This window comes from Pseudokineococcus sp. 5B2Z-1 (assembly GCF_037482305.1).
Taxonomy (GTDB): domain Bacteria; phylum Actinomycetota; class Actinomycetes; order Actinomycetales; family Quadrisphaeraceae; genus Pseudokineococcus.
Genome location: NZ_JBBHZG010000001.1, coordinates 224,808 through 241,237 on the forward strand (window position 1 = coordinate 224,808; position 16,430 = coordinate 241,237).

Genomic DNA, 16,430 nt, shown 5'->3' on the forward strand with positions numbered 1-16,430 from the left:
GCACGGGCGCCCGCTGCAGGGGTCGACGGGCGGAGCACCCGACCAGGCCCGTCGCCACCGGGGCGCGAGCCCGCGGAGGTGCCCGCGTGGCAGTCTCGGCCCGGAGCGGCTGGACGGTCCGGCCCGAGGGCGGGAGGCGCTGGTGAGCGCGGTCTTCACGGCGATGTTCGCGCTCGGGGCGGTGCCCTGGGCGCGCTCGGGCCGCCAGGGGGTCGACCTGCTCGACGGACGCCTCGGCCTCGGCGACCGCGCCGGCGGGAGGCGGCCGCGCGCCCTCGACCTCGGCTGCGGCACCGGTGCGGACGCGACCGAGCTGGCCCGGCGCGGGTGGGCCGTCACGGGGGTCGACGACGTCCCCCGCGCGCTGGCCTCCGCCCGGCGACGGGCGCGCGACGCCGGCGTCGACGTCCACCTCGTCCGGGGCGACGTCGGCGACCTCGCGGGGCTCGACCTCGTCGGGCCGAGGCGTGCCGGGGAGGAGGGCTTCCGGGCCGTCCTCGACGTCGGCTGCCTCCACGGGCTCGGCGCCGCCCACCGCGCCGCGGTGGCGCGGGGGCTCGACGCCGTCACGGAGCCGGGCGCCCTGCTGGCGGTCCTCGCCTGGGAGCCCGCCCGGCGCCTCCCCCCGCTGCCGCGCGGGCTCGACGCCCGAGACCTCCGGGCGTCGCTGCCGGGGTGGTCGCTCCAGCACGTCGAGCCCGCCCGCGACGACCTCGTGCCGCGCTGGCTGCACCGCACCCGGCCGACCTGGCACGTCCTCGCGCGCCGCTGAGACGCTCGCGGCGGGACGCGGCTCGGGGCCGGCGAGCGGGCCCACCTGCCTCCCGGCCCGTCCACTGCTCAGATCGTCATGCCGACGTACTTCGTCTCGAGGTACTCGTCGATGCCCTCGCGGCCGCCCTCGCGGCCGAAGCCGCTCTGCTTGACCCCGCCGAAGGGCGCGGCGGGGTTGGAGACGACGCCCTGGTTGAGCCCGACCATGCCGGTCTCGACCTGCTCGCAGACGCGCAGGGCCCGGCCGACGTCGCGCGTGTAGACGTAGGACACGAGCCCGTACTCGGTGTCGTTCGCCTGCGCCACGCCCTCCTCCTCGGTGTCGAAGGCGACGACGGGCGCGACGGGCCCGAAGACCTCCTCGCGGAGCAGGCGGGCCGACGCCGGGACGTCCGCGAGCACCGTGGGCGCGTAGAAGTACCCGCGCCCCCCGGTGCGCTCGCCGCCGGTGAGGACGCGCGCGCCACCGTCGACGGCGTCGCCGACGAGCTCCTCGACCTTGCCGCGCTGCCGCTCGTCGATCAACGGCCCGACGTCGACGCCCTCCTCGGTGCCCCGCCCGACGACGAGGGCCGCCATCCGCTCGGTGAGGCGGCCGGTGAACTCCTCCAGGACGCCGCGCTGGACGTGGAACCGGTTGGCCGAGGTGCACGCCTCCCCGACGTTGCGCATCTTGGCGAGCATCGCGCCGTCGACGGCCGCGTCCAGGTCGGCGTCGTCGAAGACGAGGAACGGCGCGTTGCCGCCGAGCTCCATCGACGTGCGCAGCAGCTGCTGCGCCGACTGCTCGACGAGCGTGCGCCCCACCGGGGTGGACCCGGTGAACGACAGCTTGCGCAGGCGCCCGTCCCGCACGATCGGCTCGACCACCTCGCCGGTGCGCGACGTCGTCACGACGTTGAGCACCCCGGCCGGCAGGCCCGCCTCGGCGAGGACGTCGGCGAGCGCGCTCATCGTCAGCGGCGTCTGCGAGGCGGGCTTGACGACCATCGTGCAGCCCGCTGCCACCGCGGGAGCGATCTTGCGGGTGCCCATGGCCATGGGGAAGTTCCAGGGCGTGACGAACAGGCACGGCCCGACGGGCTGGCGCATCGTCAGCAGCCGGGTGGCGCCGTCCGGCGAGGTCGACCACCGGCCGTCGACGCGGACGGCCTCCTCGGAGAACCACCGGAAGAACTCGGCGGCGTAGGCGATCTCGGCGCGCGACTCGGCCAGGGACTTGCCCATCTCGAGCGTCATGAGGAGGGCGAGGTCGTCGACGCGCGCGGTGACGAGCTCCCACGCCCGGCGCAGCACCTCCCCGCGCTCGCGCGGCGGGGTGCGGCCCCACGCGCCCTGCGCCGCTGCGGCCGCGGCGAGCGCCCGCTGCCCGTCCTCCGGCGTCGCGTCGGCCACGGAGGCCAGCACCTCCTCGGTCGAGGGGTCGACGACGTCGATCGTCCGGCCGTCGCCGCCCTCGACGCGCTCGCCGTCGACGAGCAGGCCGGTGGCGACGGCGCCGACGACGTCGCGCTCGTGCTGCGCCGCGTCGCTGCTCGCACCGGTGGTGGTCGTGCTCATGGCTCTCCCTCGCGGACGGCGGGCGGCTCGGGTCGGCCGCCCCTCGACCCTGCACCCGGGCCCGCGGGGCCGCCAGGGCGCGCTGGCCCGTGACCGTCGGGCGGAGGTGGGAGGGTGCGAGGAGACCCGGAGGTGCCCGCCCCCGAGACGTCCGTCCGCGAGGAGACCACCGCCCGTGAGCCCCGACCAGCCCGGCTCCGGGCCGGCGTCGCACCCCACCCGCCCCACGCTGCAGGGCACCTTCGGGATGGCCGCGACGACCCACTGGATCGCCTCCGGCACGGCGATGTCGGTCCTCGAGCGCGGGGGAACGGCCGTGGACGCCGCGTGCGCCGCCGCCTTCGTCCTCCACGTCGTCGAGCCGCACCTCAACGGCCCCGGCGGGGACGTCACCGGCCTCGTCGCGACAGCGGACGGGGCGCCGCCGCGGGTCCTCATGGGCCAGGGCCCCGCACCCGCGGGTGCGACGATCGAGCACTTCCGGACCGAGGGCCTCGACCTCGTGCCCGGGGCGGGCGCCCTGGCCGCGGCCGTCCCCGGGGCCGTCGACGCGTGGCTCGTGCTGCTGCGCGACCTCGGCACCTGGGAGCTCGCGGACGTCCTCGCCTACGCCACCGGGTACGCGCGTCACGGCCACCCCGTGCTCGCCGGGGTGGGCAGGACCATCAGCGGCGTCGCCGACCTCTTCGCGCAGCACTGGCCCACGTCGGCGGCGCTGTGGGCGCCCTCGGGCGCCGCGCCCGCCCCGGGCACGAGCGTCGTCAACCCGGCCCACGCCGACGTCCTCGACCGCCTCGTCGCCGCGGGCGCGGGGCGGCCGAGCCGCGAGGCGCGCATCGAGGCCGCGCGCTCGGCGTGGGGCGAGGGCTTCGTCGCCGAGGCCGTGGACGCCTTCGTCCGGGCCCCGCACCGGCACGCGAGCGGCACCGACCACGCCGGCGTGCTGCGCGGGGACGACATGGCGGCCTTCGCGGCCGGCTACGAGGACGCGGTGGTGCTCGACGTCCTGGGCGTCACGGTCGCCAAGACGGGGCCGTGGGGGCAGGGCCCCGTGCTCCTGCAAGCCCTCGCGCTCCTCGAGGGGTTCGACGCCGCGGACCTCGACCCGTCGACGCCCGACGGCGCCCATCTCGCGCTCGAGGCGCTCAAGCTGGCGCTGGCCGACCGGGACGCCTGGTACGGCGACCCGGGCCCGGACGAGCCGGCCGTCCCGCTCACCACCCTGCTCTCGCCCGCCTACACGGCGCAGCGCCGGGCGCTCATCGGTGACGGGGCGAGCCACGAGGTGCGGCCCGGGTCCCCGGACGGGCGGGCGCCCTTCACGCCGCCGCTGCACGAGACCGCCGACGTCGCCGCGGCGGGGACGTCGGCGGGCGAGCCGACGGTCCGGACGACGGGGGCCCCGGTCCCGCGCGCGTCGGGCGCGACCAGGGGCGACACCTGCCACCTCGACGTCGTCGACCGCTGGGGAACGGTCGTCTCCGCGACGCCCTCGGGCGGGTGGCTGCAGTCCTCCCCCACCATCCCCGAGCTCGGCTTCTGCCTCGGCACGCGGCTGCAGATGACGTGGCTGGAGCCCGGCGCACCGTCGTCGCTGCGCCCCGGGCGCCGTCCGCGGACCACGCTGACCCCCACGGTGCTGCTGCGCGACGGCGTGCCCGTCGCCGGGCTCGGCTCGCCCGGCGGCGACCAGCAGGACCAGTGGCAGCTGCTCTACCTCCTGCGCACGCTCGTCGGCGGGCTGGCGCCGCAGCAGGCCATCGACGCGCCCGCGCTGCACACGACGTCGATGCCGAGCTCCTTCTGGCCGCGGACGTGGACGCCCGGCGGCGCCGTCGTCGAGGACCGCCTCGGCGAGGAGGTCATCGGCTCCCTCGAGCGGCGCGGCCACGTGGTGACCCGCGCCGGCGACTGGGCGCTGGGACGGCTCTCCGTCGTCACGCGCGACCCGGTGACGGGCCTGCTGCAGGGCGCCGCCAACCCGCGCGGCGACCAGGGGTACGCGGTGGGGCGCTGAGGCGGACGCCCTGACCCGTCCCCGGGCGCCGGCGTGCGCGGGCCGATGACGAGCGCATGCGGGGACCGGCCCGCGGGTCGCCGGGCTCACGGGTCGTCGACCTCGTCCGCCGCAGGCTCGCCGAGGGGCGCGGCCGCGTCGTGGTCACGCGCCCTCACCGCGTCCTCCGGCGCGGGCCCTCCAGGGGCGAGGCGGAGGTCGTCGGGCTCGCCCGGCCCATCGGCGCCCGCGGGCAGCACCGGCCGTCCCGGCTCGTCAGGCGGGCGCGGGTCGTCGGGGCGGCCGGGGTCGCCGGGGCGGCCGGGGTCGCCGAGGCGGCCGGGGTCGCCGAGGCGGCCGGGGTCGCCGAGGCGGCCGGGGTCGTCCGGGCCGTCGGGCCGTGAGCGGCCGGGGTCGTCGGGGCCATCGGTGTCGTGGAGCTCGTGGGCGAGGTCTTCCAGGCGTGCCCGCCAGGGTGGTGGCGCGGTGGCCGGTGGTGGGTCGCCGGCGCGGGTGATGACGGGGCGCCCGTCGAGGACGTGGGCGACCAGGGCGCCGGTGTGGACCCGGCGGTGGTCGTGCCCGCACACCAGCGCCAGGTTCGACAGGTCGGTGGGGCCGCCGTCGACCCAGTGCACGACGTGGTGCGCCTGGGTCCTGCTCACGGGGGCGTCGCAGTCCGGGCCGATGCACCCCCGGTCCCGGATCGCCAGCGCGCGGCGCTGCGCGGGCGTGACGGTGTACGCGGCCCGGCCGACGTCCAGCGGCTCCGAGCGCGACCCGAGGACCGCGGGGACGACCTCGGCGTCGCACGCCAACCGGCGCACCGCCCCGGCCGACAGCGGGGCGTCGTCGGCGAGCAGGCCCGCCCCGGCCACGGCCCCGGCCAGGGCGGACAGGTCCATCGTCACGACCACCCGCGCCCGGGCCCCGCCCTCGGAGGAGACACCGGTGGGGCTGCCCGGCGGGGCCGACAGGACCTTGCCGGCCAGGGCCACGAGGGCGTCGGCGCGCCGCTGCGCCGCCGAGCGCAGGTCCGGGCCGCCCTCCCCGGACGGCTCCGGGGCGGCGAGGGCCTCGATCGCGGTCATCAGGGTCGCGCCCGCCTCCGGGGCCAGGCGCCCGCGCACGTGCCAGGTCCCGTGCAGGTCCGGTGAGCAGTACAGCTCCCGGCGCCGGTGCGCCCGCTCCTCCCGCCGCCCCAGCAGGTCGCTCCCCTCCAACGCCGCCTGACCATCCGCCAGGGCGTCCTCGCCCGCCTCGGACAGCTCCGCGCGGGCCAGCAACCCCGCCGCGTGATGGCGCAGCACCGTCAACGACACCTCCGGGGCGTGCTCCAGCAGCACCCGCTCCACCGCCGCCCGCCCCACCGGCCCGTAGTGCTCAGGCAGGTCCAGCACCGCACCCGCGACCACGTCCGCCGCCTCCGCGCTCACGAGCCCCGCAGCCAACGCCGCCCCGGTCGCAGCGCCCTCACCCAGCCCCGCTCCCCGCCCGCCCGTGCGCGCGACCCGCTGGGCCGGCAGGCCCGCGCCGGTGACGAACGCGACCGTCGCCTGCCGGCGCGCCGCCGTCGCCGGATGCACCCCCAGCACCCCCGCCAGCTCACCGCGCCCGTCGCCCGCCCGCGACCGCGCCAGCACCGCCCGCTCACCCGGCGTCAACCCACCCGGCACGAGGGCCTCGCCCCGAGAGGCGACCTCCCCCAGCACCAGCACCTGCGCCGCCTGGGCGACGCGCACCAAGGCCTCGAGCTCGACCAGCACGCCCCGCAGGTCGCCCGTGGCCACCGACCACAGCCCCAGACCCGCCACCGCCGCCCGCCCCACCTCCAGGGCCGACCGCAGCGCCGCGATCGCGGGCGCCGCGCCAGCACCGCAAGCCGAGGCCGACGCCGCGTCCGGCACGGAGTCGGGCACCCCCGCACCCGACCCCGCCACCGCCTCGTCCTCCACACCCACGACCGTAGGGGCGACCACCGACAACGGCTCGAACACCAGTTCGACACAGCAGGGCGACGACCCCGCGCGGGCGCCCGGTCCCCTCCCCGCTCGACCCGACCGGCAACGGCCGCCGCAGCGGCGACCCGGCCTACGGCCGCAGCACGTCCCGCAGCCCGTCGAGCACCGACCGGTCCTCGATGGTGCCCGGCACCACGGGCTCGACGCCGTCGGCCATCTCCCGCAGCGTCTTCCGCAGCACCTTGCCGGAGCGGGTCTTCGGCAGCGCCGCGACGACGTCGACGCGCCGCAGCCGCGCCACCGCGCCGACCTCGTCGCGCACGCGCTGGACGACCTGAGCCGCGACCTCCTCCGGCGGGGTGGTCACGTCCTTGGCGAGCACGACCAGCGCCCGGGGCTCCTGCCCCACGAGCGGGTCCGCCGCTCCCACGACGGCGCACTCGGCGACGTCGGGGTGCCCGATGACGGCGGCCTCGAGCTGTCCGGCGGAGAGCCGGTGGCCCGCGACGTTGATGACGTCGTCCGTGCGCCCGAGGACGTGGACGTACCCGTCCTCGTCGACGTAGCCGCCGTCACCGGTCGTGTAGTAGCCCGGGTGCGCGGCGAGCGACGACGCCCGGAGCCGCTCGTCGCCGCCCCAGACGCCGGCGAGGGTCCCCGGCGGCAGGGGCAGGCGCAGGCAGAGGGCGCCCTCCTCCCCCGCCGGCACCTCGCGGCCCTCGGCGTCGAGGACGCGCAGGTCGTACCCGGGCGAGGGCACGGACGGCGAGCCGGGCTTGAGCGGCAGGTCCTGCAGCCCGCGCGGCGAGCAGGCGATCGGCCAGCCCGTCTCGGTCTGCCACCAGTTGTCGACGACGGGCACGCCGAGCCGCTCCCCCGCCCACGCCCACGTGTCCGGGTCCAGCCGCTCGCCGGCGAGGTAGAGCGCCCGCAGCTCCGACAGGTCGACGTCCGACGCCAGCGCGAGGTCGGGGTCCTGCGCCCGGATGGAGCGCACCGCCGTCGGCGCCGTGAAGACGACGGCCGCGCGGTGCTCCGCGGCCGCGCGCCACAGCGCCCCCGCGTCCGGCGTGCCGACCGGCTTGCCCTCGTAGAGCACCGTGGTGCAGCCCGCCAGCAGGGGCCCGTACACGATGTAGGAGTGGCCGACGACCCACCCGACGTCGCTGGCCGTGAGCACCACGTCGCCCGGCGCGAGCCCGAAGAGGTTCGGCACCGACCACGACAGCGCCACCGCGTGCCCGCCGTGGTCGCGCACGACGCCCTTCGGCCGTCCCGTCGTCCCGGAGGTGTAGAGCACGTACAGGGGGTCGGTGGCGGCCACCTCGACGCACTCGGCGGGCGGCGCGGCGCCCGGGCGCAGGACGTCGCGCCACTCGAGGTCGCGCCCCGGCACGAGCGTCGCCGTGGCCTGCGGCCGCTGGAGGACGACGCAGTGGGCGGGCGCGTGCTCGGCGCGCTCCAGCGCCGCCTCGAGCAGGGGCATGTACTCGACGACGCGCGTCGGCTCGAGCCCGCACGAGGCGGTGAGGACGACGACGGGCCGGGCGTCGTCGATGCGCGCCGCCAGCTCGGCGGCCGCGAAGCCGCCGAAGACGACCGAGTGCACGGCGCCGATGCGGGCGCAGGCGAGCATCCCGACGACGGCCTCGGGGACCATGGGCATGTAGACGACGACGCGGTCGCCCTTCCCGACGCCGAGCTCGCGCAGCGCGCCCGCGAGGCGGGCCGACTGGTCGAGGAGCTCGGCGTAGGTCAGGGTCCGCCGCTCGCCGGTGTACGCGCTGTGGTGGACGAGCGCCGGGTCGTCCCCGCGCCCGGCGACGACGTGGCGGTCGAGGCAGTTGTAGGCCGTGCTCAGCGTCGCGCCGCGGAACCACCGCGGGAGGGCGGCGCCCTCGGCCGCGTCGGCGGCCGGGTCGAGCGCCGTCTCCGGGCGCCGGATCCACCGGACGGCCCGCGCGGCGTCGAGCCAGAAGCCTTCCGGGTCCTCCAGCGACGCGCGGTGCGCCGCCTCCCAGGCCCCGCCCGCCGTCGGGCTCTCCGCCGGCTCTCGCGTCGTCATGGCGCCATCCTGGCCCGCTGCCGCTGCCGGCGCCGCACATCGCCCCCGTGCCCGGCGGTCGGCGCGGGGGGGGGGGGGGGGGAGGAAGCACACACCANCCGGCTCTCGCGTCGTCATGGCGCCATCCTGGCCCGCTGCCGCTGCCGGCGCCGCACATCGCCCCCGTGCCCGGCGGTCGGCGCGAGCGGTGCGCCGAGGACGCCGCCCTCCGCGACCTCGGCGCACCGCTCGACCGGAGGCTCACGGGTCGCGGCCGCCTGGCAGGCTCGGCCCGTGAGCTCCCTCTCCGGCGTCGAGCCGACCGCGCTGCCGCCGCACGTGCTGGCCTTCCTCGCCGAGCGGCACCTCGCCACGCTGACCACGCTGCGCCGCGACGGCAGCCCGCACGTCGTCCCCGTCGGCTTCACCTGGGACGACGAGGCGCACCTCGCGCGCGTCATCACCTCCGGGGACTCGGTCAAGGCCCGCGCCGCCCGCCGCGGCGGGCGCGCGGCCGTGTGCCAGGTCGACGGCGGTCGCTGGCTGACGCTCGAGGGGCCCGTCCGCGTGCTCGACGCGCCCGACGCCGTGCGGGAGGGCGAGCGGCGCTACGCCGAGCGCTACCGGGTGCCGAGGGAGAACCCGCGCCGGGTCGTGCTCGCGATCGCCGTCGACCGCGTCCTCGGCCGCGTGCCCGAGCCGGGCGCCTGACCGGGGCCCCGGGACCGGACGCCTGGGCCGGGCAGCCGGGCCGGCCTGCGGGCGACGGCGCGGATCAGTCCGGCGCCGTGACCATGACCTCGACGGCGCGCGCCAGCAGCGCGTCGACGGGCCCCTCGGCGTAGCCGCGCCGCCCGCGGCGGCCGCGGAAGACGGCGGTGCGCACGTCGTCGACCGCGAGCGCCTCGCCGTCGTCGAAGTAGCCGCGCAGCCGGCGGCACAGCGCGTCCACGTCCCCCACGTGGTAGCCCCGGTGGAGCCCGCCCGCGCGCGCGAAGCGGTCGCCGTCGTCGCGCCGCAGGCGGGCGGTGACGACCCGCGCGCGCCCCGCCAGCTCCTCGAGGAAGCCCTCGCGCCCCGACCGGGCGACGAGGACCTCGCGCTCGTGGCGCGCCACCGCGTCCTCGAGGCGGGCCAGCGCGGCGTCCACGGCGGCGACGTCGTAGCCGTGCCGGGAGAGGGGGAAGGAGGCCTCGCGCACGTCCCGGGCGCTGACGTCGAGCGGGGTCCCCGCGCGCGCCGCCGGCACGCCCGACGCCGCGGCACCCGAGCCGGTGCCCGACCCGGGGCCGGGGACGCTCCCGCCGAGGCGCTCGTAGGCCAGGCGGGCCTGCGCGAAGAAGGCGTCGACCTCGTCGACGTCGTAGCCGCGCGCGACCCGGCCGGCGCGGGGGAAGCTGCTCACGCGCCACGACTCTGCCAGAGCCCGGCGGCGCGACCGGTGAGGCGCCCCGCCGCGGCCCGTCCGGAGGGCCGGCGCCGGACCCGGCGCCGGTGCGGCTCAGCCCGCGGGGGTCGCCGCGGGCAGGCCGAGCTCGACGGGCGCGGAGGCGCCCTGGCGGGGCTGCTCGAGGTCGGCGGCGGCCAGCTGCCCGCAGGCGCCGTCGATGTCGCGGCCGCGGGTGTCGCGCACGGTCGTCGGGACGCCGTGGGCCCGCAGCCGCTCGACGAAGGTCCGCTCGACGCGCGGGTCCGACGCCGTCCAGCGCGACCCCGGCGTCGGGTTGAGCGGGATGGGATTGACGTGCACCCAGCCGCGCCCGCGGCGGTTGAGCTCCGTGCCGAGGAGGTCGGCCCGCCACGCCTGGTCGTTGACGTCGCGGATGAGCGCGTACTCGATGGACACGCGACGGCCCGTGGCCTCGAAGTAGCGGCGGGCGGCGTCGAGCGCCTCCCCCACCTTCCAACGGGTGTTGATGGGCACGAGCTCGTCGCGCAGCTCGTCGTCGGGGGCGTGGAGGCTGAGGGCGAGCGTCATGGGGATGCCCTCACCGGCGAGCTTGTCGATGGCCGGCACGAGCCCGACGGTCGACATCGTGATGCCGCGCGCCGACATGCCCAGCCCCTCGGGCGCCGGGGCGACCATCCGTCGGACCGCCGCGACGGCCGCCTTGTAGTTGGCGAGCGCCTCGCCCATGCCCATGAAGACGACGTTGCTCACGCGCAGCGCCCGCTGCACGCCCTCGGGCCCCGCGTCGCCGGCGCGGGTGGCCAGCGACCGCGCCGCCGCGGCCACCTGCTCGACGATCTCGGCCGTCGACAGGTTGCGGGTCAGCCCCGCCTGCCCGGTGGCGCAGAAGGGGCAGTTCATGCCGCAGCCGGCCTGGCTCGACAGGCAGAGGGTGGTCCGGCCCGTGTACTCCATGAGGACGCTCTCGACGAGCGCGCCGTCGTGCAGGCGCCACAGCGACTTGCGGGTGGCGCCGCCGTCGGCCTCCAGTTCCCGCACGGGGTGCAGCAGCGTCGGCAGCAGCGCGGCGACGATCTCCCCGCGCCGCCCCTTCGGCAGGTCCGTCATGAGCGCCGGGTCCGTGACGAGGCGCTCGAAGTAGTGCGTCGACAGCTGCTTCGCGCGGAAGGCGGGCAGCCCGAGCTCGGCGACGGCGGCGGCGCGCTCCTCGCCCGTGAGGTCGGCGAGGTGGCGCGGCGGCTTGCCGCGGCGCGGGGCGGTGAAGGTCAGCTGACCGGGTGCGGGAGGCATGGCCCCTCCAGGGTCGCACGACGGGCGGGGTGCCCACGCTCGCCGACGGCGACCGCGCTCCTCGGGCGTCAGCCGCGCCAGGTGCCCCAGCGCCGGACGAGGCCCTCGCGGGTGAGCGCGCACGTGTCGGGCAGCTGCAGCCGCTCCCAGGCGTACAGGTCGACCGGCTTGCCGGTCAGCGCCGCGACGAGCAGCGTCCACGCCGTCCCGTGGCCCACGAGGACGAGGTCGATGTCACCCTCGCGCCGCGCCTCCTCGACGTGGCGGCGGACGGCGGCGACGACGCGCTCCCGGGTGCTCTCCGCCGTCTCCCACCCGGGCGCCGCGGGCGCGTGCTGGACGACGAGCGAGCGGTGGATGCGCACGGCGTAGTCGTCGAGCCACCCGGCGGGGCGCGCCTGCTCCCCGAGGTCGGCGTCGGCGACCACCGGCGAGCCCGTGAGGAGGGCGGCCGTCTCGCGGGCCTTCGGCTCTTGCGAGCTCACCCACCGGGCGCCCAGCGGCAGCGCGCCGCTGGCCCGCAGCGCGCGCACGCCGTCCGTGTGCTCGGGGTCCAGGCCCCACGTGGCGGGCTCGCGCGAGGGGTCGACCAGCGGGCGGCCGTGGCGCACGAGGTGCAGCACGAGGCCGGGCGGCAGCACGAGGGCGTCCTCGCCGCCGGCCGCGGGCCCGTCGGGGGGCGCGCTCACGTCGCCGGCACCAGGAGCGAGAGCACGATCCAGGCGACCGGCGCCGTGACGAGCAGGGAGTCGAGGCGGTCCATGACGCCGCCGTGGCCCGGCAGCGTGGCGCCCATGTCCTTGATGCCGAGGTCGCGCTTGAGCATCGACTCCGCGAGGTCGCCGAAGGTCGCCGTCACCCCCACCAGGGCGCCGAGCACCACCCCGGCCCACCACGGCCCGTCGAGCAGGACGACGACGAGCACCGCGCCGACGGCGAGGGACAGCGCCATCGAGCCGCCGAGTCCCTCCCACGACTTCTTCGGGCTGACCGACGGCGCCAGCGGGTGGCGCCCGAGCAGGACGCCGGCCGCGTACCCGCCGACGTCGCTCGCGATGACGGCGGCGACGAAGACGAGGACGCGGGCGGCGCCGTCCGGCTCGGCGAGCAGGAGCAGCGCGAAGGCGGCGAGCAGCGGCAGCCACGAGAGCACGAGGACGCCCGCGGTGACGTCGCGGACCGCGCCGTCGCGGCCCTCCGCGACCCGCCAGACGAGCACGGCCAGGCAGGCCAGGCCGTGCACCACGAGGCCCGCCCCCGGCCCGACGACGTAGGTCGCGACGAGCACGAGGGCGCCGCCGAGGAGCACGGGCGCGCGGGGCACGGCGAGGTGGCGGGAGGCCAGGGCCGCGCTGACCTCGGCGCTCGCGACGGCCACCGCGACGACGACGAGGACGAGGAAGGAGTCCTTGAGCAGCAGCAGCGAGGCGAGGGCGACCCCGCCAAGCCCCAGCCCGACGGGGATCGCCGCGCGCAGGTCGCGGCCGGCGCTGCGGCGCCGCGGCGCGTCGACCGGGTGGGAGCGCGCGTGGTCCGCGGGCGGGGCCTGCTGGGGGGGACTGGCGTCCTTCGCCACGGTGGTCTCCTCCGTCTGCCCGGGCCCGCCGTCGCGGCGGACGGCGGGTCCGGGTGCCGTCGCACGGGGCGACGGCGCTGGCTGCGCGGGTCTCGAGGACTCAGACGTCGAGGAGGTCGGTCTCCTTGCGCTTCAGCATGTCGTCGATGGCGTCCACGTGGACCTTGGTGAGGCGCTCGAGCTCCTTCTCCGCCCGCGCCACCTCGTCCTCGCCGGCCTCGCCGTCGCGGGCGATGCGGTCGAGCTCCTCCTTGGCCCGGCGCCGCAGGCCGCGCACGGTGATCTTGCCGTCCTCGCCCTTCGTGCGGGCCAGCTTCACGTAGTCGCGCCGGCGCTCCTGCGTGAGCTCGGGGAGCTGGAGGCGGATGACGTTGCCGTCGTTGCTCGGGTTGACGCCGAGGTCCGAGTCGCGCAGCGCGCGCTCGACGGAGCCGAGCGAGCTGCGGTCGAAGGGGCTCACGAGCACGGTGCGGGCCTCGGGGGCCTGCACCGAGGCGAGCTGCTGCAGCGGGGTGGGGGCGCCGTAGTACTCCACCATGATCTTCGAGAACATCGCCGGGTTGGCCCGCCCGGTGCGGATCGCGGCGAGGTCCTCCTTGGCGACCTCGACGGCCTTGTCCATCTTCTCCTCGGCCTCGAGGAGGGTGTCGTCGATCACTGGTGGCTCCTTCGTCGCGTCCGCCCCCGCGCCGGCGCGCGAGGTCACTGCTGCGGCACCGCTGCTGCGGCGCCGCCGCCCGTGCCGGGGGCCGTCGCCGGCGCCCGGGAGCGCTCAGCCGGCCTCGACGAGCGTGCCGATCCTCTCACCCCGGACGGCCGCCGCCACGTCACCGCGGCCCATGCCGAAGACGACCATGGGCAGCCCGTTGTCCATGCAGAGGCTGAAGGCGGTCGCGTCGAGGACCTTGAGCCCGCGCGCGAGGGCGTCGGCGTACGTGAGGTGGTCGAGCTTCTCGGCGGAGGCGTCCGTGCGCGGGTCGGCCGTGTAGACGGCGTCGACGCCGTTCTTCGCCATGAGGACGACGTCGGAGTGGGTCTCGAGCGCCCGCTGCGCCGCGACGGTGTCCGTGGAGAAGAAGGGCAGGCCCGCGCCGGCCCCGAAGATGACGACCCGGCCCTTCTCGAGGTGGCGGATGGCCCGCCGCGGGATGTACGGCTCGGCCACCTGGCCCATGGTGATGGCGCTCTGCACCCGCGTGTCGACGCCCTTCTGCTCCAGGAAGTCCTGCAGCGCCAGCGCGTTCATCACCGTCCCGAGCATGCCCATGTAGTCCGCGCGGGATCGGTCCATCCCCCGCTCGGACAGCTCGGCGCCGCGGAAGAAGTTGCCGCCGCCGACGACGACGGCGACCTGGACGCCCTCTGCGACGCCCTCGGCCACCTCGGCCGCCACCCGGTTGACGACGTCCGGGTCGACCCCGGTGGCGCCGCCGCCGAAGGTCTCGCCGGACAGCTTGAGCAGGACCCGGCGGGCGCGGGCGGGCGTCGTGGGCACAGGGGTCTCCTCGGGGCGTGCGCCGGGCGGGCGCGGCGGTCGGACGGCGCGACGGCGGCGCGCACCTGTCCGGGTCGGTCGGCCTCGCCGGTCGGCAGGGCCGTGCTGGTCGGCTCGGGGGAACGGGTCGGCTCGGCGGGGCTGTGGGCTCGGCGGGGCTGGCGGCTGCTCGTGCCGGCGGGGCGCCCGCTGGCGCGGCCGGGGCCGCGGTGCTGGGCTGGCGCTCCCGGGGCAGTCTGCCCGATCAGCGGGGGGCACCGGGACGAGCACGGGCAGCCGGTGGTGCGCGCCCGGGAGGAGGCGACGTGGACGAGGCCCGTGAGCCCGGGGCGGCGGAGCAGGAGCCCACGGGGCCGGAGGCCCTGGAGCGCACGGGGCCGGAGGCCCAGGAGCGCACGGGGCCGGTCGGGCTCGTCGAGGTGGACCTCGACGACGCGGGCGGCGGCGCGGGGCCGGCGACGGCCGCGCTCCCCTGCGGCGACGCGCCGGGGCCCGGGCCGGGTGCCCCGGTCGTCGTCCTCCTGCACGCCTTCCCGCTCGACCGCTCGATGTGGGACGACGTCGTGCCCCTCCTGGCGCACCGCTGCCGCGTCCTCGCCGTCGACCTGCCCGGGCTCGGCACCGCGCCCGTGCCCGGCGGCGACCCCGACCTCGGCGTCGCCGTGGACGGCGTCCTGGCCCTGCTGGACGCCGAGGGCGTGTCGTCCGCCGTCGTGGCCGGCCTGTCGACCGGCGGCTACGTCGCGGCGCAGCTGGCCGGCCGGGCGCCGGAGCGCGTCGCCGGGCTCGCGCTGGCCAGCACGACGACGCGGGTCGGCCCCCCGGACGACCCCGGCGAGCGCCGGCGCACCGCGGAGCGCGTCCTCGGCCGCGAGGGGCTCGACGCGGTCATGGGCTCGGTGGACGAGGGCCTGTCGGAGCAGGCCCGCGCCGAGCGCCCCGAGCTCGCCGAGCGCGTCGCCGCCACGATCGCGCGCCAGCGCCCGGCGGGCGTGGCGTGGGTGTGCCGGGCGCTGGCGGCCCGTCCGGACACGACCGACGCGCTCGCCGGCTTCCCCGGCCCGGTGCTGCTGCTCTTCGGCGAGCGGGACGGCGCCACACCGCCGCAGGAGCGGGGGCGCCAGCTGCACGACGTGCGCCCCGACGCCCGCTTCGTCGTCGTCCCCGGCTCCGGGCACCTCACGGCGCTGGAGGCGCCGCAGGAGACGGCCGACGCGCTGCTCGACCTCGTCGACGCCGCCGGGGCGGGCGGCGCCGGGGCCTGACGACCCCGCCGGGCGGGCGGATCGACGCCGCCGAGCACGGCGGGCCGAGGACGCACGAGGGCCCGCCACCCCTCACGGGTGGCGGGCCCTCGTGCGTGCCGGCCGGCGGTGGCGCCGGTCAGACGGTGGCGGCGATCAGGCGGTGGCGCCGACGCGGAAGCGCGCGAAGCCGGTGATCTCGACGCCGGCCTCCTTCGCGTACGCGCCGACCGTCTTCTTGGCCTCCTTGGCGAACGCCTGCTCGAGCAGGACGTTGTCCTTGAAGTAGCCGTTGACCCGGCCCTCGACGATCTTGGGCATCGCCTGCTCGGGGCGGCCCTCCTCGCGGGCGGTCTCCTCGGCGAGGCGGCGCTCGTTCGCGACGACCTCCTCCGAGACCTCGTCGCGGGACAGGAAGGTCGGGCTCATGGCCGCCGCGTGCATGGCGACGTCGCGGCCGACCTCCGCGGCGCGCTCGCCGCTGACGGCGACGATGGCGCCGATCTGCGGGGGCAGGTCGGGGCTCGTGCGGTGCAGGTAGGAGACGACCTGGTCGCCCTCCAGGCGCGCCACCCGGCGGACCTCGATCTTCTCGCCGAGCGAGGCGTTGGCCTCGTCGAGGACCTGCTGGACGGTCTTGCCGTCGAGGTCCGAGGAGAGCAGCTGCTCGGCGTCGGCCGCGCCGACGGCGACGGCCTGGTCGAGGACGCGCTGCGCCAGCTCGCCGAAGCGCTCGCCCTTGGCGACGAAGTCGGTCTCGCAGTTGACCTCGACGAGCGTGCCGGTGCCGCCGTCGACGTGGGCCGTGACGAGCCCGTTGGAGGCGGTGCGGCCCTCGCGCTTGGTGACGCCCTTGAGGCCCTTGACGCGCAGGAACTCCTGCGCGGCGGCGAGGTCGCCGCCGGACTCGTCGAGCGCCTTCTTGCAGTCGAGCATGCCCGCGCCGGTGGTCTCGCGGAGCTTCTTGATGTCAGCGGCGGTGGTCGCCATGTGCGGATCTCCTCGGGGTGTGGGAGGGGCAGCGACGGGCGCTGCGGGGCCGACGCGCCGCACCGGGACCCGCGGCTGCGGGGCCCGGT

The 16,430-nt window shown here is 77.9% G+C and carries 14 protein-coding genes; 4 read left to right on the top strand and 10 right to left on the bottom strand.

Annotation, left to right across the window (positions count from 1 at the left end):
- Positions 1-142: 142 nt before the first annotated feature.
- Positions 143-772, top strand: a complete 630-nt coding sequence (locus WDV85_RS00925; RefSeq protein ID WP_339568841.1) for a class I SAM-dependent methyltransferase — start codon at positions 143-145, stop codon at positions 770-772.
- Positions 773-840: 68 nt separating this feature from the next.
- Here the strand turns inward: WDV85_RS00925 and WDV85_RS00930 are convergent, their stop codons facing one another.
- Positions 841-2,334 (bottom strand): NAD-dependent succinate-semialdehyde dehydrogenase, encoded by a 1,494-nt coding sequence (locus WDV85_RS00930; RefSeq protein ID WP_339568842.1) that lies wholly within the window; start codon positions 2,332-2,334, stop codon positions 841-843.
- A 247-nt stretch (positions 2,335-2,581) separates the two neighbouring features.
- Between WDV85_RS00930 and WDV85_RS00935 the strand changes: the two genes are divergently transcribed.
- On the top strand, positions 2,582-4,351 hold the full coding sequence (locus WDV85_RS00935; protein WP_445263162.1) for a gamma-glutamyltransferase family protein: 1,770 nt from the start codon (positions 2,582-2,584) through the stop codon (positions 4,349-4,351).
- Between the two features lie 86 nt (positions 4,352-4,437).
- On the opposite strand, the gene WDV85_RS00940 is transcribed toward WDV85_RS00935, so the two are convergent.
- Both WDV85_RS00940 and WDV85_RS00945 read right to left on the bottom strand, forming a co-directional pair.
- Positions 4,438-6,285 carry an HNH endonuclease signature motif containing protein gene (locus WDV85_RS00940; RefSeq protein WP_339568844.1) on the bottom strand — a complete coding sequence of 616 codons (1,848 nt, stop codon included), beginning with the start codon at positions 6,283-6,285 and terminating at the stop codon, positions 4,438-4,440.
- A gap of 136 nt (positions 6,286-6,421) precedes the next feature.
- Positions 6,422-8,356, bottom strand: coding sequence for an AMP-binding protein (locus tag WDV85_RS00945; protein ID WP_339568845.1), 1,935 nt, complete (start codon positions 8,354-8,356; stop codon positions 6,422-6,424).
- Between the two features lie 273 nt (positions 8,357-8,629).
- Here WDV85_RS00945 and WDV85_RS00950 point away from each other — a divergent pair, with 273 nt between their 5' ends.
- Positions 8,630-9,046, top strand: coding sequence for a TIGR03618 family F420-dependent PPOX class oxidoreductase (locus WDV85_RS00950; protein ID WP_339568846.1), 417 nt, complete (start codon positions 8,630-8,632; stop codon positions 9,044-9,046).
- 64 nt (positions 9,047-9,110) lie between these two features.
- Here WDV85_RS00950 and WDV85_RS00955 read toward each other — a convergent pair whose 3' ends face one another.
- From WDV85_RS00955 to pyrH, 6 genes are all read right to left on the bottom strand, one after another.
- Positions 9,111-9,740, bottom strand: coding sequence for a DivIVA domain-containing protein (locus WDV85_RS00955; RefSeq protein WP_339568847.1), 630 nt, complete (start codon positions 9,738-9,740; stop codon positions 9,111-9,113).
- A gap of 96 nt (positions 9,741-9,836) precedes the next feature.
- Positions 9,837-11,036 (bottom strand): 23S rRNA (adenine(2503)-C(2))-methyltransferase RlmN, encoded by a 1,200-nt coding sequence (rlmN, locus tag WDV85_RS00960; protein WP_339568848.1) that lies wholly within the window; start codon positions 11,034-11,036, stop codon positions 9,837-9,839.
- Between the two features lie 68 nt (positions 11,037-11,104).
- Positions 11,105-11,725: a histidine phosphatase family protein gene (locus WDV85_RS00965; RefSeq protein ID WP_339568849.1), complete on the bottom strand. Its 621-nt coding sequence runs from the start codon at positions 11,723-11,725 to the stop codon at positions 11,105-11,107.
- Positions 11,722-12,612 (bottom strand): phosphatidate cytidylyltransferase, encoded by an 891-nt coding sequence (locus tag WDV85_RS00970; protein WP_339568850.1) that lies wholly within the window; start codon positions 12,610-12,612, stop codon positions 11,722-11,724. The genes WDV85_RS00965 and WDV85_RS00970 overlap by 4 nt, the downstream gene beginning before the upstream one ends.
- A gap of 100 nt (positions 12,613-12,712) precedes the next feature.
- On the bottom strand, positions 12,713-13,270 hold the full coding sequence (gene frr, locus WDV85_RS00975) for a ribosome recycling factor (protein WP_171202288.1): 558 nt from the start codon (positions 13,268-13,270) through the stop codon (positions 12,713-12,715).
- A gap of 114 nt (positions 13,271-13,384) precedes the next feature.
- Positions 13,385-14,107 carry a UMP kinase gene (pyrH, locus tag WDV85_RS00980; RefSeq protein ID WP_298804825.1) on the bottom strand — a complete coding sequence of 241 codons (723 nt, stop codon included), beginning with the start codon at positions 14,105-14,107 and terminating at the stop codon, positions 13,385-13,387.
- A gap of 305 nt (positions 14,108-14,412) precedes the next feature.
- Here pyrH and WDV85_RS00985 point away from each other — a divergent pair, with 305 nt between their 5' ends.
- Positions 14,413-15,372 carry an alpha/beta fold hydrolase gene (locus WDV85_RS00985; protein ID WP_339568851.1) on the top strand — a complete coding sequence of 320 codons (960 nt, stop codon included), beginning with the start codon at positions 14,413-14,415 and terminating at the stop codon, positions 15,370-15,372.
- 135 nt (positions 15,373-15,507) lie between these two features.
- On the opposite strand, the gene tsf is transcribed toward WDV85_RS00985, so the two are convergent.
- The gene (gene tsf, locus WDV85_RS00990; protein ID WP_339568852.1) at positions 15,508-16,341 is read right to left on the bottom strand and encodes a translation elongation factor Ts; all 834 of its coding nucleotides are present in this window, start codon (positions 16,339-16,341) and stop codon (positions 15,508-15,510) included.
- Positions 16,342-16,430 lie beyond the last annotated feature (89 nt).